This is a genomic window from Bacteroides finegoldii DSM 17565 (assembly GCF_000156195.1).
In the GTDB taxonomy this organism is placed as follows: domain Bacteria; phylum Bacteroidota; class Bacteroidia; order Bacteroidales; family Bacteroidaceae; genus Bacteroides; species Bacteroides finegoldii.
In genome coordinates this window covers 51,389-67,707 of record NZ_GG688336.1, presented here as the reverse complement: position 1 = coordinate 67,707, position 16,319 = coordinate 51,389, and the positions used below count along the sequence as shown (strand labels likewise).

Annotated in this window: 14 protein-coding genes and 1 pseudogene; 6 read left to right on the top strand and 9 right to left on the bottom strand. The window is 42.7% G+C overall.

What is annotated here, in order from left to right:
• The 6 genes and pseudogenes from BACFIN_RS23790 to BACFIN_RS01515 all read right to left on the bottom strand — a co-directional run.
• Positions 1-137 (bottom strand): annotated as a pseudogene (locus BACFIN_RS23790) (DDE transposase); the annotation flags it as partial.
• Positions 138-575: 438 nt separating this feature from the next.
• Complete coding sequence (locus BACFIN_RS01495) at positions 576-764, bottom strand: hypothetical protein (RefSeq protein ID WP_007757818.1); 189 nt, start codon at positions 762-764, stop codon at positions 576-578.
• A 54-nt stretch (positions 765-818) separates the two neighbouring features.
• Positions 819-1,199 carry a hypothetical protein gene (locus BACFIN_RS01500; RefSeq protein WP_007757815.1) on the bottom strand — a complete coding sequence of 127 codons (381 nt, stop codon included), beginning with the start codon at positions 1,197-1,199 and terminating at the stop codon, positions 819-821.
• Positions 1,200-1,291: 92 nt separating this feature from the next.
• Positions 1,292-2,398 carry a tyrosine-type recombinase/integrase gene (locus BACFIN_RS01505; protein ID WP_007757814.1) on the bottom strand — a complete coding sequence of 369 codons (1,107 nt, stop codon included), beginning with the start codon at positions 2,396-2,398 and terminating at the stop codon, positions 1,292-1,294.
• Positions 2,399-2,533: 135 nt separating this feature from the next.
• A complete protein-coding gene (locus BACFIN_RS01510; protein ID WP_005642348.1) occupies positions 2,534-3,145 on the bottom strand; it encodes a TetR/AcrR family transcriptional regulator in 612 nt (203 codons plus the stop codon).
• Between the two features lie 1,244 nt (positions 3,146-4,389).
• Positions 4,390-5,625, bottom strand: coding sequence for a hypothetical protein (locus BACFIN_RS01515; RefSeq protein WP_007757810.1), 1,236 nt, complete (start codon positions 5,623-5,625; stop codon positions 4,390-4,392).
• Positions 5,626-5,805: 180 nt separating this feature from the next.
• Here BACFIN_RS01515 and BACFIN_RS01520 point away from each other — a divergent pair, with 180 nt between their 5' ends.
• Both BACFIN_RS01520 and BACFIN_RS01525 read left to right on the top strand, forming a co-directional pair.
• On the top strand, positions 5,806-7,005 hold the full coding sequence (locus BACFIN_RS01520; protein WP_007757808.1) for a pyridoxal phosphate-dependent aminotransferase: 1,200 nt from the start codon (positions 5,806-5,808) through the stop codon (positions 7,003-7,005).
• A gap of 6 nt (positions 7,006-7,011) precedes the next feature.
• A complete protein-coding gene (locus BACFIN_RS01525) occupies positions 7,012-8,256 on the top strand; it encodes an ABC transporter permease (protein ID WP_007757807.1) in 1,245 nt (414 codons plus the stop codon).
• Position 8,257: 1 nt separating this feature from the next.
• On the opposite strand, the gene BACFIN_RS01530 is transcribed toward BACFIN_RS01525, so the two are convergent.
• Positions 8,258-9,430 carry a glycosyltransferase gene (locus BACFIN_RS01530; RefSeq protein ID WP_007757806.1) on the bottom strand — a complete coding sequence of 391 codons (1,173 nt, stop codon included), beginning with the start codon at positions 9,428-9,430 and terminating at the stop codon, positions 8,258-8,260.
• Positions 9,431-9,506: 76 nt separating this feature from the next.
• Positions 9,507-10,511, bottom strand: a complete 1,005-nt coding sequence (locus BACFIN_RS01535) for an AI-2E family transporter (RefSeq protein WP_007757802.1) — start codon at positions 10,509-10,511, stop codon at positions 9,507-9,509.
• 336 nt (positions 10,512-10,847) lie between these two features.
• Between BACFIN_RS01535 and BACFIN_RS01540 the strand changes: the two genes are divergently transcribed.
• Positions 10,848-11,390: a hypothetical protein gene (locus BACFIN_RS01540; RefSeq protein ID WP_007757801.1), complete on the top strand. Its 543-nt coding sequence runs from the start codon at positions 10,848-10,850 to the stop codon at positions 11,388-11,390.
• 78 nt (positions 11,391-11,468) lie between these two features.
• On the top strand, positions 11,469-12,224 hold the full coding sequence (locus tag BACFIN_RS01545) for a potassium channel family protein (protein ID WP_007757800.1): 756 nt from the start codon (positions 11,469-11,471) through the stop codon (positions 12,222-12,224).
• A gap of 11 nt (positions 12,225-12,235) precedes the next feature.
• Here BACFIN_RS01545 and BACFIN_RS01550 read toward each other — a convergent pair whose 3' ends face one another.
• Positions 12,236-13,738, bottom strand: coding sequence for an L-lactate permease (locus BACFIN_RS01550; protein WP_032839963.1), 1,503 nt, complete (start codon positions 13,736-13,738; stop codon positions 12,236-12,238).
• Positions 13,739-13,914: 176 nt separating this feature from the next.
• On the opposite strand from BACFIN_RS01550, the gene BACFIN_RS01555 reads away from it, so the two are divergent.
• Together BACFIN_RS01555 and BACFIN_RS01560 are read left to right on the top strand one after the other, a co-directional pair.
• Positions 13,915-15,924 carry a PAS domain-containing protein gene (locus BACFIN_RS01555; RefSeq protein ID WP_007757797.1) on the top strand — a complete coding sequence of 670 codons (2,010 nt, stop codon included), beginning with the start codon at positions 13,915-13,917 and terminating at the stop codon, positions 15,922-15,924.
• A gap of 34 nt (positions 15,925-15,958) precedes the next feature.
• A partial coding sequence (locus BACFIN_RS01560) for a transposase (RefSeq protein ID WP_007757795.1) occupies positions 15,959-16,319 on the top strand: 361 nt, incomplete at its 3' end.

Below are 16,319 nucleotides of genomic sequence, written 5' to 3'. Positions count from 1 at the left end.
AGTTCCGAGAAAGGGAATAGAGAATGGAGTCGACCTAATTCACTCGTTGCAAAACTTTGACGATATTTTTTAAGCATATCGAACTCGGTAAAACCTAAACAAGGTTCGATTTCTGAGATTTTTTGTATCTTTACCATGTGTTTTTATTTTAGATTACCCCCGTTTTGGCCGTCAAACCGTTTTTTGGGGGAATGCTTAAAGATACAAAAAAGGCAACTAATTCGCAATGAAGTAGTTGCCTTAAATTTTCCTATTTCAGGAATATCCCCAAGTAATGACTTGAAACGGCTGTCCTGTTTTTGTTTCGGTTAATAGTACCCAGCCCTTCCATTGTGTTATAAAGCGGCTCTGCTAATAGGCCTTTGATGGCTTTAGAATAACCTAATGTTTTTCTAATCGGTGTTGTTGAAGATTTTGTGCTAATATGGTCAGCAATTCTTCCGAGGTATCTATGTCGAAATTGTAAAGTAAAGGCATATTATTGTATCTGATACAAAGATACTCCTATTGCTCGAGTTTTCCAAGTAAATCAGATGCTATTTCCTGCTGTTCTTTAAAAAAGGCATTTTTATCCGTTACTTCAAAGGAATCACCATATTCCATGATTTTGTAGCATTCTCAAATCCACCAGTATGCTTTGTCCGTTCGGAATTGGGTATTTCGAAGCAGATATTATGTTCTTTACAAAGTTCTAACCATTCTTTCATACTTTCAGGAGAAAGAAGAAATCTTAATTTCCAAAATCCACATCTTATAGTTCCCATATTTTTTTATTTTATTGTGACTAATGGGATAGCGGGGAACGCCGTTAGGCGTTATCACGCTTTGTTAGTCACGTTATTATTCTTGCTTATAAATTCATAACAGTCATCCAAAGCATATCGGGCTAAAGCACTTTCTATCCATTTCTCATAACTATCGGGAAGCTTTTCGCATTCAGGATGTGTAAGCCAATACGTTTCACCATATAGAGCAAGCATTGCCCAATGATAAATGTTTTCGTGAGAAAAGAAAACAATATCATCAGTTGTGCTTATTGGCTGTTGTAGAGGATGAAAGTCTTTAACTAGTTGCTGTGCATTCTCTATGGTAGTATTTCCATATGTAGATATGCACTCTTTTAATAGTTCGCAAAACACTTTGAAATGAAAGATGATTTTAACATCTTCATCCTCTGCTACTATAATGTCTTTGTTCATGCTGTTATCATTTATAAGTTATTGCAAGTTGTGACTAATTTTTCGATAAACGCACCTTATGGTGCAGTTCCTATTCACTATTAAATCATTGTCTAATCATCATCCAAACAATCCAGCGGATTGGGGATTTTTGCTTTATAGGCGTTCGATACGTGCAGATAAATTGCCGTTGTTTTTATATCGGTATGTCCCATAAGTTCCTGTATGGTTCTTAGGTCTGTCCCTTGTTCCAGCAGGTGGGTGGCAAACGTGTGCCGGAGCATGTGCAGGTGTACCCGATGCTTTATTCCGGCTTTCCTTGCCGCTTCTTTCAAGATCTTAACCAATGCGCTGGGTGAGTATTGTTCGCCTGCCTGTTCGCCCTCAAAAAGCCATTTTTGCGGTCTGTATTCCCGGTAGTAATCCCTTAGTTCGTTGAGCAGCTTTTCCGACAGTAGGGAATACCTGCACTTCTTGCCTTTCCCGGCAATCCTGATTAGCATCCGTTCGCTGATGATGTCTTGGGGTGTCAGGTTCAGAAGTTCGCTTCGGCGTAGCCCGGCAGAGTAAATGAGAGAAATCATGCACCTGTGTTTCCGATTGGATAACTGTGCGAAGATGCTTTTCATTTCTTCCCGGCTTAATACTTCGGGCAATGCCTTGTACTCTTTTGCACGGGCTATCCCGCCATAATATTGCCGCTTGCCTTTCCGGACTTTCTCGTAATAGAACTTGATAGCGTTGATACGCATATTCTGCTGGGTGGCGGATATGTGCTTTTCCTTTACCATGTGGAGCATATAGCTGTTTATGTCCTCGACCGTCAGCAGGTCAAGGTCTTGCCCCTTGTGGTATTCCATGAAGTCGCTGAAATAGATTTTATAGGCTTTTATGGTGGAAAGGCTGTACCGCTTCTGTTCCAGCAGTTCGAGGTAGCCTTTCGGCAGTGTGTATTCCCTTTGGGGTTTGGGATGCCGCACGTAAACCCGGCTGTAATCAATATAGGCGTGGGGCGAATAGCGGTCATAGAAATCCGGCAGTTTAAAAGCGGCTGACGCTATGTATGCAGAGCCGTTACCAGCCATTTCCATGCCCGTGTCTTGGGCGAGCAGCAGGGCGACAGCCTGACTGTTCGCATATTCTATCCGTATGTAGTCCGCACCGTTTCTTTCTTCCTTAAACAGAACGATGCTTCCTCTCTGTTTCTGAACCTTATCCATGTCGCTGAAGATAATATCATATAGCCGCAAATATAAACAAAGAAACAGAAAAACCAACAGGATGGTTGGTTTTATTTTGTTAAAGTCCCTCTAATAGAGATTTATTGCTGTCCTATGCAGCCTGCCGCCTGTATTTCAGGCTTTCAACAGCGAATAGAGGAAGTGCAGGCTCCGTGCCAGCTTCTTGGTGTCCAGCCCTTGAAAAAAGGACTTTTCAAAGGAGGTTCCGAAGAATATCTGCCAGAACATCGAAGCCGCTTCATCCACATCCACATCCTGCCTGATTTCCCCGCTTTCCTTCGCCTTCTCGATGGCGGATTTCCAAAGCTGTAAGTTCTGCTCGAATATGGCGGCTATCTTTTTCTCCACGTTGGGATAGTACAGCCTTACCTGCATCAGCAGGTGGTAATAGTAGAAGTTGAAGCTGCACCCGTTGGGATTGTTCCCGTCGTCCAGCAGGCGCACGAGCCGCTGCATCGTGTTCTCCACTCCGGCTACATACCGGTCGATAAATTCTGACAATGAGCCTGCCGTGAAGTTGAACTTGTTTTTCGAGTGTTGGGTATCGAACACGTACCTGTCCGCCACAGCCGTGAACAAGTCCTGCTTGAACGGGAAATAATAGGTCAGTCCCGCTTTCGACAGTCCGCAGGTTCTGGCTATCTCCATCTGGCTTGCCTTCTCGTAATTCATCTTTGCGAATATCCGCAAAGCCTTTTCCAATACTTCATCCCTGTTGGTAAACATACTTTTATATCCTTTGGTTTTCACTTGCGAAGATAGTGATTTCAGGGATAATTCCCTTCACAAGCATTTATTTTTCACATCCTTGCAGTAAAAGACAGCCGCATGATCCACAAGTCCCTTTTCCATATCTGCCACCTCAAAAGGTTATGGCAGCCATTATATCCAACCGTACAGTCTCCATAGGTTTGGCACATCCTCTTGTTTCCCTTCAGTAGCAGCAAGTCCCGTGCTTTTACATCCCCATACTCTTACAGGAAGGGAACACCGGCAGCACCTTAACTGGCGGTAACCAGCCTTCGGTTTCGAGTATCAGAAGACAGGATAATCTACACAGGATGCAAGCCATACAGAGGTGGTGCAAGGTGCAGCTATATTTATATATATAGCTGCACCTTGCACCAGTCAAATACACTCTGAAAATCAACACTTTACACTTTCGGTAAAAACACAAGTGCAACCCCGTTTCTTGCACCGCCTCCGGTTTTATGCTTTTCCTGTAATCCGGTAATCCCGAAAAAATAAAAAATCCCCCGAAACACTTCCCTTTTTCGGGCAAAATCCCTATATTTGCATCAGTTCCAAGAGCAGAGCGAAGCAATGCAGCGAAACCCGCACAGCTACCAAATCGCTACCGGCTACCGAACTTTATACTCTTTAAGTCTTATCTACCAATCGATTACAAAAAAACGATTGTTTTTTCTAAAGAAAGTGCTACAAAACTCCCAAATAAGTGTTTTCTGAATCCAAAAACTGTTTTAAATCACCTTTTCGTCACTTTCTTCTCGTTGAACGGCTTGATTTAGTAGTCAGCACCCAGACTGAGCGGTTGATTTGAAAAAAAACAATAGGAAGATTTAATAACTTCTTCCTATTCTATTAATCTTTTCTGCCGTTCTATTGATCAATTCATCTAATTGAATTATCCGGTTGCACTTGTGCAACCGGGATGGTACACAAGAGTAACTTGGTTGTTACACTTGTCTGTCTGACCAGTTACACAAGTGCAATTTTATATTTGCCAATTATATACGAAGATAAGCATTAGTGATAATTTGTTGACAATTAGAGTAATATGAGGGAAGTGCAGTTTTTCTTCAGAAAAAAGCAAAAACATCCTATTGTTTTTTGTGAACTTATCCTAAAAATAGGGTGTTTTCAAACTTAACTGCTTGATTACTAACTCTGCGACATTTTTGTATTTCCCCCTATAATACTTAAGAATAATACAAAAATGTCACAGCATATTATTCGGTTCGTTTGCAGGCATTTGCCAGGAAGAACTCGTTCAATGCATCTTCATGGTTTCCATGAACCAGGATATGATGATTGCCCAATGGATTCTTCAGGAAATATTCTGCCGGAGTATTCATCCGTATGCGCGCTTGTGTCCGGCACATATTGATATAATTCGTATTTTCGGATAGGGTCCCGGTAGACAGGTAGTACTCGTCCAGACATTCGCCGCCGCACTTTATGATAGTCACGTCTCCTGTCGGGAGCAATCCCTGGATGGCAATTCCTTTTTCCGTTTCGAAATGGTTGCGGATAATATACCTTTCTGTCTGTTTGAGCCCGATAGTACAGTGGGCTAATATAAGTTCGTTGGTACGTGTATTAATCATGGAAGGATTTGCCATGAATCCGTCTTTTCCGGTCAGTGACTTCACGGCTAGCAGGGTGAATATGGATTGAAGGTCGCCTTCGCAGCCTGCCATTATTCCGTCGTCATTCAACAAGGATAGTGCCAGACAGCCGGTAGTGTCGATTTGCTCAATCAGTTTGAAGCAACTTAGTGTCAGTGCTTCCAGCTTCTCTTCTTCGCATACTTTCTTGATAGCCCGGTAGAGCCGCATCGCTTTGATAATATCTTCAGGAGTTCCCTCGCGGCAGGCAAGAGCTTGCGAGACGACTGCGGCACAGGAAGCACCTACTTGATCATCCGTGATTTGTTGAAAATGTTCATAGATACGTTCCAGTGGAATGTCTATGTATTCGATGCCCCAGCGGCGTTTGGCCAGCAGATAGTCAACATTACTGGCGACCAGCCAGGATGAAGGAGTGCCGATAACTCCGATACGTTTGCCGAATAATGAACGTTGTGCCCGGAAATTATTATAAAGTATATGTACACGCTGTATAATGGATGGCAGTTCACCATGAAGGATTTCGCTCTTCATTCCCCTTCCGCGAAGCCATGTAGATATCTCCAGGGCAGCTGCAAGAGAGTTTTGCATGCCATCTGCCAGTAAAATGGCAGGGCGGGGAAGGTTTTCGAAATGTTGGATGACCAGTCTTTCTACTCCGCCAGTAGCAATAAAAATAATTTTGAAATCATCACTTGTCAACTTGTCCATATCTTGATAGTCGACGAGTTTTACGGTATAATATTTTTCAAGTTCACTTAAAATCGCTTCGTGTGAACTGCGCAGTGAGACTTGTTTATGAAGTAGTGACGCGAATGAGATAAGGTGTATGGTCATTATGATATTGTTTTAAGTTTTCCGTATGACAAATGTATAGCTTTATTTTCAAAATCCCATAACGTTTTTAACCTTGCTAAGGTTTTTAAAGTTTTTATGTCTCTGTATTCAAATTATTGCGTACATTTGCAACCTCAAGTAGAAAAAGTAAATAGTAATTAGTAATTTGTAGTTAAAATTATGCCAACCATATCCATTCGCGGAAACGAGATGCCTGCATCTCCTATCAGAAAACTGGCTCCTTTGGCAGACGCTGCCAAGCAACGGGGAGTCCATGTGTTTCACCTGAATATCGGACAGCCTGACCTGCCCACTCCTCAGGCCGCGATTGACGCAATACGCAATATTGACCGTAAAGTGCTGGAGTATAGTCCTAGTGCAGGTTATCGTAGCTATCGCGAGAAACTAGTGGGATATTATGCCAAGTTCAATATCAATCTTACTGCAGACGATATAATCATTACCTCAGGAGGTTCGGAAGCGGTGCTTTTCTCTTTCCTTTCCTGTCTGAATCCAGGTGATGAGATTATCGTTCCGGAGCCGGCATATGCTAACTATATGGCGTTTGCTATTTCTGCAGGCGCGAAGATTCGTACGATTGCCACAACCATCGAAGAAGGTTTCTCACTTCCCAAAGTCGAGAAGTTTGAAGAGTTGATAAATGAACGTACGAAAGCAATCCTGATTTGTAATCCGAACAACCCGACCGGATATCTCTATACACGTCGTGAAATGAATCAGATTCGTGACTTGGTGAAGAAATATGACTTATTCCTTTTCTCCGATGAGGTATATCGCGAATTCATATACACCGGTTCTCCTTATATCTCCGCTTGCCATCTGGAAGGTATCGAGAATAATGTGGTACTGATTGACTCCGTATCAAAGCGTTATTCGGAATGCGGTATCCGTATCGGTGCGCTGATTACCAAAAATAAAGAGATACGTGATGCTGTCATGAAGTTCTGTCAGGCTCGTCTGAGTCCTCCGTTGATTGGTCAGATTGCCGCTGAGGCTTCCTTGGACGCTCCCGAAGAATACTCACGCGAGACGTATGACGAGTATGTGGAACGTCGTAAATGCCTGATTGACGGCTTGAACCGTATTCCGGGCGTTTATTCGCCCATCCCGATGGGGGCTTTCTATACAGTGGCAAAACTTCCGGTGGATGATTCCGACAAATTCTGTGCATGGTGCCTTTCCGATTTCGAATACGAAGGTCAGACGGTATTCATGGCTCCGGCTTCCGGTTTCTACACAACTCCGGGTTCGGGTATCAATGAAGTGCGTATTGCATATGTATTAAAGAAAGAAGATTTAACCCGTGCGCTTTTTGTTCTCCAGAAGGCTTTGGAAGCGTATCCGGGAAGAACGGAATAAAAGTCTATGTCTTTATCACTTTTCATAGCTCGGCGCATCTACCGCGAAAGCGATAGCGGAAAACAGGTGTCACGTCCTGCGGTGCTCATCGCAATGGCGGGTATTGCTATCGGACTGGCTGTTATGATTATAGCAGTGGCGGTCGTTATCGGCTTTAAAAGTGAAGTGAGAAATAAAGTCATTGGATTCGGATCGCATATCCAGATAACTAATCTGGATGCGGTCAGTTCTTACGAAACCCATCCGATTGTGGTAGGAGACAGTATGATGACTGCCCTTGACGGTTATCCGGAGATAAGCCATGTACAGCGTTTTTCTACCAAACCGGGTATGATAAAGACGGATGATGCCTTTCAAGGAATGGTACTGAAAGGGGTAGGTCCGGAGTTTGATCCCCGTTTTCTGCAAGAATATCTGGTGGAAGGAGAGATTCCTGTTTTCAGTGATTCGGTTTCCAGCAATCGGGTGCTTATCTCCAAGTCTTTGGCTACAAAGATGAAGTTGAAGTTGGGGGATAAGATATATACCTATTATATTCAGGATGATGTCCGCGCGCGCAGGCTGACTATTGCCGGAATTTATCAGACAAATTTCTCCGAATACGATAATCTTTTTTTATTGACCGACCTCAGTTTGGTGAATCGTTTGAACGGTTGGCAGCCGGAGCAGGTGACAGGGGTGGAGCTTCAGCTGAAAGACTATGATAAGCTGGAAGATACAACGTATGAAATCGCAATCGATACCGATAACCGGAAAGACGAATATGGAGGTACGTATTATGTGCGCAGTATCGAACAGTTGAATCCACAGATATTTGCATGGCTTGACTTGTTGGATCTGAATGTGTGGGTGATTTTGTTTCTGATGATAGGCGTTGCCGGTTTTACTATGATTTCCGGTTTGCTGATTATCATTATCGAACGTACGAATATGATTGGTGTCCTAAAAGCTTTGGGTGCCACTAATTTTACAATCCGCAAAACTTTCCTTTGGTTTGCTGTTTTCCTGATAGGCAAAGGTATGCTTTGGGGGAATGTTATCGGTCTGGCGTTCTGCATTCTTCAGTCCCGGTTCGGCATTTTCAAACTCGATCCGGAGACTTATTACGTAGACACGGTTCCGGTATCTTTCAATATCATCCTTTTCCTGCTGATTAATATCGGCACACTGCTGGCTGCTGTCCTGATGCTGATAGGTCCTTCATATCTGATAACCAAGATCAACCCTGCCAACTCTATGAGATATGAGTAATTTATCTTCTCATGAAATCTCCTTTACCCCGCAATAGACGACAGAGCTTGAACTTCAACGACTGCAACGGTTGCAGGATATCGAATACCGGCAATGAGAAATAATATTTCCGGTTGCCGCCCATTTCTTTTGCTGTTTGGTTAATGACAATGGCTTGCACCGTGTAGCGAATCAGCCATAGTAATAATGTGATACCTGCTGCTAACCAGTGGAAATCGAAAATGCCTAATACGATACCTGCAATGCAAGTGGCGTAAAATAACAGGCGTGATAGGGTTTCAAAGCCTAATAGGTAGCGTTGTGCCCCATGATAAAAGCGTGCGGTGGCCATATAACTGACCTTTTCTTCTTTCCAGTCTTTGTAACGGTAGACAGGCTGTATCCGCATGGTTGCGTTGAGATCCGTTTCTACACGGGTGTTACTGCTGTTGGCTATTTGATTGATAAACAGGTCATCTTCTCCGCGTTGAAGGTTCAGGTAGCTTGAAAATCCTTTTTGCTTGAAGAATAATTCTTTCCGATAGGCAAGATTACGTCCGATGCCCATATATGGCTTTCCAGCCAGGGCAAGACCTAAGTAACGCAATGACTGGAAGAGTGTGTCGAAAGCGACACGTTTGTGCAACCATCCTTTTGTCCGGTCATACCCGCTATATCCTAACACAACCTGTGTCTGTGATGTAAAATTGCGTGCCATCAGCTTTAACCAATCCTTGCTTGCCGGTATACAGTTTGTTTCCGTGAATACGAGCCAATCATATTTGCTGGCTTTGATACCTAATGTCAGCGCTAATTTCTTATGACTGATATAACGTGCGCTGTCGGGAGTAAAACTATGGTAAAGATGAGGGTATTTTTCCTCCATGAATCCCAATACATCCTCTGTCTCGTCGGTGGAAGCATCATTGATTACAATGACTTCGAACTGGGGATAGTCCTGTTCCAGAATGGCAGGAAGGGCCTTACGCAGATTGTCGGCTTCGTTGCGTGCGCAAAGAATGACGGAAAGGGGCGGTAATTCCCGCGTGAAATGAATTTCTTCCTTGCGTACAGCTTTGTTATGCGAATGTATCCGGTTGTATAAACCGAGATAATAAATAACTTGGATGATAAAGAGAACTCCTGCCGCTGACAATAATATCAGCTCGGCAGTATTGAATGTAAATGCTTCCATTGAATTTTAGTGTCGTTTTACGACTACAAAAGTACGCAAATTTTCGGTAGTTTCGCCATCCGGAAGGTAGGTTATTTTATGAATCCAGGTATTCTTTCTTGAACATATTGACGAACAGAAAGAATAACGAGAGTAATAACGGACCGAAGATGATTCCCATAAATCCGAATAACGGCAGACCGATAACAACTCCGAAGATTGTAATCAACGGATGTGTATCCGCCATCTTCTTTTGAAGGATGAAGCGAATCAGGTTGTCGGACTGCGATACGACAATGGCTCCGTAGGCGAAAAGTCCGATTGCATGAAACCAGTCTCCGCTGATAGCCAGATAAGAGGCGACGGGAAACCACACTAATGCGGTACCTACCATCGGAATGATGGTAGCGAAGCAGGTGAGGAAACCTAGCAGTAAGACATTGGGTGCTCCGAAAATGAGATAGCCTATCATGGCAATGCCTCCCTGAATAATGGCCAGCAGTGGAATACCAATCGCATTGGAGCGCACGATCATGTTGATTTCATGAATAACTTCCCGCGTGTTCGTTTCATTGAACGGGAGAATATCATTGATGTATGCTTCCATCTTTTTACCTCCTATCAGCATGAAGTAAAGAACAAATATCATGACGAACAGATTGACGGCGAGACTGCTGATACTTGACATAATCAGTTGTCCGATTCGTGGAAGGATGGAGACTATGAACGACAACGTATCCTTCCCTAATACATCGTATCCTGTCTTTTCTTTGATAAATCCTGCTACTTGCTGGATGGGCTCTACGAATGTCTGCGGAGCCAGATTGATGTCTTGAAGTTTGTTTACTATCATCCAGATGGTCAGTCCGAGAGGTACAAGGAATACAAAAATGGTTTCTGCCGTGATCAGTAATGCGCTGATACTGCGTTTTATTTTCTTCTTTTCCGTCAGATGATGCATCTGCGTGCGTACTAATATGTAAATGGTAAATGCTCCCAGCAGCCCTCCCAAAAAAGGAGTGATTTGCCGGAAGATGATAACTCCCATAAACAGAATGATGACAATGAGGGAATATTTCCAGTATTGTTCTTTGAGATTCATATTGTGTAAGTAATTCGTTTATATAATAAACACAAAAAATCCCGGAAAGGTTTGCTGCCCTATGCTATATATCTGAGTCACGCTATCGGGCATTCGTTAATATCCGATAGATTTATGTTAAATGTTAACGAGTTTGCTATTTCTATTAAACCATGTTATAAGACACATTGCTTTTTCCGGAAAATTTGGAGATATGCAGAAAGTCCGTATCTTTGCAATGTGTTTTTCATAGTATTAGATTTAAGGTTAACAAAAGATTGGCTGTCTGGGATAGATAGCCTTTTTTTATGCTAAAAAAGTAACAACAAAATTTGCACATAACACAAAGGTCATATTATGAATACTTTCTTTGTTAAGACGCTCCGTATTATGATGCTTTTCCTCTTTATTATTTCATTAGCATTAGGCTATGTGATATATGAGGATACATTAGCGGTATGGTGGATTCCTGTTGGCGTGGCGCTTTTGATCGCTCTTGCCACTTTGCCTTTTTATAGAAAATGGTCTTGGCTGACTACAACAGAGGGTAAAGTGATGAATGTCCTATGTCATATTGGTTGCGTGGGCGCTATTAGTTATGCCTTGTTCCTTAGTGGCAATTATTGGCTGGCCGGTACTGCTTCCATATATGAAGAAACGGTTATGGTGCAGAAAAAATATATAGAGACCCATAAGAAAACTCGCAGGGTCGGCAAACATCGTTATGTATCGAATGGAGTGCGTAAAGAATACTATTTGCAGGTTGCTTTTGAAAATGGGAATGTGGAAACGTTGCATGTATCCTCTGCTGTTTATAACGAGACGCGGCAAGGGAAGGAGAAAGTACTGACTTTGCAAAAAGGCTTCTTTGGCTTGCCGGTGATTGCGAAAGGACTTTGATTCAATACACGGTGATTCGTTCAAACATTCGTGATATGTTACTTGTTAAGAGTTTCAATTCCCAAAAAATGATTGATTATGAAAATGGCTCTTTACGACTTCGTATTACGGAAAAAAGGAATCTATGGCATTTTGCACATTGTTATTCTTCTACTTTCTCTTTTTCTGATCATAAGTATCTCTATTGATACTTTCAAAGGTATTCCTTTCTATACGCAGAGTGTGTACATGAAAGTACAGCTATGGATCTGTGTACTGTTTCTGGTTGACTTCGTTCTCGAATTTATTCTGGCGGATAATAAGAAACGTTATTTCACTACTCACTTTATATTCCTGCTGGTTGCCATTCCCTATCAGAATATCATAGCTTATATGGGGTGGACATTTTCGCCCGAAGTTACCTATATGTTACGTTTTATCCCTCTGGTACGTGGCGGATATGCGCTGGCTATTGTAGTGGGGTGGTTTACTTACAACAGGGCTTCAGGGCTTTTTGTATCTTATTTGACGATGTTGCTGGCTACCGTTTATTTTGCCAGTCTCGCTTTTTTTATTACTGAACATACGGCCAATCCTCTGGTCACTAAATATACAGACGCTTTGTGGTGGGCATTTATGGATGTTACTACAGTCGGCTCGAATATTATAGCCGTGACCACTACCGGGCGGGTACTTTCGGTTGTACTGGCGGCTTTGGGGATGATGATGTTCCCTATCTTCACTGTCTATATAACCAGTATTATTGAACGGAGAAATAAGGAGAAACAGGAATATTATGAAGAGAAAGGAGAGCCGGCACATAAGCAACAGGCAAATACTGCCGCCCCTCAATAAATCTTGTAGATTCAGGAACTGAAAATATAAACGATGAGTCCGGTTATCGCCACATACACCAAAGCATACGGGATGGCCGCTTTTAGTATCTCACCTTCCTTACCCTGTTGGTTTCCGGCAGAGGTAGCGATGGCAATGCTCTGCGGAGAGATGATTTTTCCTCCGGTAGCGCCTACTGTATTGGCTGCCGACAGCCAATCCGGACTGACATGAATTTGTCCTGCCACACTTGCCTGTAACTTTCCGAAGAGAATATTGGATGACGTATCACTTCCCGTGATGAACGTCCCCAGACAACCAATCACCGGAGCGAATAACGGATATAGACTTCCTGTAGCCGTAGCCAGTGCGGTAGCAATCACGGCAATCATTCCGGAGGTATCCATAATGGTAGATAATCCAACAAGGCATATCACTGTGATAAATGTTTTCTTTAGCTGCTTCACCGTATTCCAAAGAACGGCAAACAACTCTTTTACTTTAGCTCCTTGTATTAATCCGCCGACAAAAGTGCCGATAAAGAGCAGCACTCCGGCATGAGTCAGCCAGGAAATCGTATAGTTGGCTGTAGAGGAATTAATGGGCAGACTGATTCTGGTGACCCAGTTATTTTCCAAAGTATGGCGTAATCCTGGAAAAAGAGGGCTGGTAAGTATAATCAGAAATAAGATCAGCAGATAGATACTCCATGCGTTCATTATATCTTTCACCTTCAGATGGCTTTTCCGCGCTTTTTCTTCTTTGGATGCGGTCAGCTTTCCATACAAGACAATTACAATAATGGAAAGAATGCTTCCGATGATAGCCGGAGATTCGGCTCCCATATATTTGGCTGCCAGATATTGGCTGATTAGCGAAACGCTTCCTACCAGCAAGGCAAGGAAGATGTTCTTTGGTAGTGATTTGATTTTGGAGTCGGTAAGAAAAAGCAATACCAATGGAATAAGGAACATCAAGACCGACAATTGTAATACGACATTGGTACTGAGATGCAACACATTCAGATTGGTTTCTTTGGCTAATACTAGTACAGGAGTTCCGATCGCTCCGAAAGCGGTAGCCACACTATTGGCTATCAGACTGACCGTGGCCGAGAATATAGGTTTGAATCCCAGACTGATAAGAATCGCTGCCGGAATGGCGACTGCAGTTCCGAATCCCGCCATTGCTTCCAATAACCCGCCGAATCCCCATGTCAGCAGTAAGACCTGGATACTTTTATCGGTAGAGATAGAGGCGAATTGCTGTTTGATAATCTCCATCTTCTCTGTTTTCAGTAATACATTGTAGCTGAAGATAGCCATCAGGATAATGATTAAAATAGGGGAGACGGCTTTCAGTGCTCCATATATAAAGGAATAGAACAGATTGTCCGCAGAAAAAGAGAAGCCGAAGAGGGCGATCAGCATTGTTACGATCAGAGAAATGATACTGCTTTTGTCGCCCGGCATTTTGAAGAATGCCATTAATACAATTAATAGTAATACCGGAATAACAGCAAGGACTAAGGTCATAATCATATCAGGTTTTAAAAGGTGAAACGTCCGTTAGTTAGTTGTATAACAAATGAAGCTCTCACTTGGGTCGGTGAGGGAAATAGATTTTTCGAAAATAAATAGGATTTTACGTCTTTATTTTCCATAAAATATTTACTTTTGACAGATAAGTACATTTTTTATTCCACTATGTTATGGACAGTGAACGGACAGTAAAAACAATGGCTGAACAATTAGAGGCGCTTACTAAAGAAAATGAGCGGCTCAAACAAGAACTTTCAGTTCTTAGGCAAGAGAAAGAAAAAGCCAATCCTGTTAGTTTTAAAGAAAGGTATGCTGTAAAGATCTTGAATTCTTTGCCGGATATGTTGACTGTTTTCGATCATAACGAGATAGGAATCGAAGTGGTATCCAATGAAGAAACGAATCATGTCGGAGTGACAAACGAGGATTTTGTAGGGATGCATATGCGTAATATGGTTCCTCCGGAAGCCTATCAGAACATACATTCCAATATGCAGCACGCAGTCGCAACAGGGGCTGTTTCTGCCGCACATCACGAATTGGATTTCAACGGCAAGCGTCACTATTACGAAAACCGCATTTTCCCATTGGACGAAAAGTATGTACTGATCATGTGCCGTGACATATCGGAGAGAGTGGCTACTCAACGGCAATTGGAAGTTTTTAAGAGTGTGCTTGATAAAGTGAGCGATAGTATTCTTGCCGTGTCGAAGGATGGGACATTGGTGTATGCCAACAAACAATTCATAGAAGAATACGGAGTGACTAAGGAATTGGGGATCCAGAAGGTATATGATTTGCCTGTTTCCATGACCACGAAAGAGGCTTGGGAAAAACGACTTCAGGAAATACGGGATAATGATGGCAGTTTTGCCTACCGTGCCGCTTACGTACGTATGGGAGAGACGAAGAAGCGGGTGCACCAGGTGTCTTCTTTCCTGACACATGAGAATGAACAGGAGCTGATCTGGTTCTTTACGCAGGATATTACCGATGTCATAAAGAAACGGGATGAACTCCGTGAGCTGAATCAGTTGTTGGACGGCATTCTGAATAATATTCCAGTCTATCTGTTTGTGAAAGATCCGGCAGATGAGTTCAAGTATTTGTATTGGAACAAAGCATTTGCCGAACATTCCGGTATCCCTGCTTCCAAAGCGATAGGGCATACGGATTACGAGATTTTCCAGTCAGAGGAAGCTGAGAAGTTCCGTAAGGATGACCTGGAACTGCTTCGTACCCACCAAAGGATTGATATACAGGAAACGTATCTGACAGCTAACGGTGAAGCGCGTATTGTGCAGACGCTTAAAGCACTTGTTCCGATGGAAGACCGTGAACCGTTGCTGATCGGTATTTCTTGGGATACCACGAATCTCCAGAATATAGAACAGGAATTGATTAAAGCCAGAATCAAAGCAGAGCAGTCTGACAGGTTGAAGAGTGCTTTTTTGGCGAATATGAGTCATGAAATCAGGACACCGCTCAATGCGATTGTCGGGTTCTCGCAGTTGTTGCCTACTGCGGATACCCCCGAAGAACAGAAACTTTATTCGGATATTATCAACCAGAATTCGGACATCTTGTTGCAGCTTATTAATGATATATTGGATTTGTCGAAGATAGAAGCGGGCACGTTGGAGTATGTGAAACGTCCGATAAATCTGGGGGAAGTCTGCAGGACAATCTATGCTGTTCACAAGGAACGTATAAAAGGAGGGGTGGACTTCATCTTTGATAATGGAGAGGAGGACTTGCAGATGGAGGGCGATCCGAATCGTATTATGCAGATCATTACGAATTTTATCACCAACGCTACCAAGTTTACCCATGCGGGAGAGATACGTTTCGGATTTGAACGAGAAGGGGAGAATGTCCGTGTATATGTGAAAGATACGGGAATAGGAATAGAAAAAGAAAAGGTGGGACATATTTTTGAACGCTTTGTCAAACTGAACAGCTTTGTGCAGGGCACAGGCTTGGGGCTTTCCATTTGCCGGATGATTATAGAGAAGATCGGTGGAGAAATTGGGGTGACTTCCGAGTTTGGCAAAGGTTCGACTTTTTATTTCATAATACCGTGGGATATTCCTAAAATAATAAAATTTAAGGCAACTACTTCATTGCGAATTAGTTGCCTTTTTTGTATCTTTAAGCATTCCCCCCAAAAAACGGTTTGACGGCCAAAACGGGGGTAATCTAAAATAAAAACACATGGTAAAGATACAAAAAATCTCAGAAATCGAACCTTGTTTAGGTTTTACCGAGTTCGATATGCTTAAAAAATATCGTCAAAGTTTTGCAACGAGTGAATTAGGTCGACTCCATTCTCTATTCCCTTTCTCGGAACTGGCCCGACAAATGCATTTGAAGTCCTCTGCTTTGGGTCGTAAAAGTTATTTTTCTCCCGAAGGTAAAATAGCCTTGATGGTCTTGAAGTCCTATACCAACTTTTCCGATGCACAACTGATTGAGCATTTAAACGGTAATATTCATTACCAGTTGTTTTGTGGTGTCCAGATTGATCCGCTTCATCCACTGACCAATCCTAAAATCGTCAGTGCAATGGTCAGGG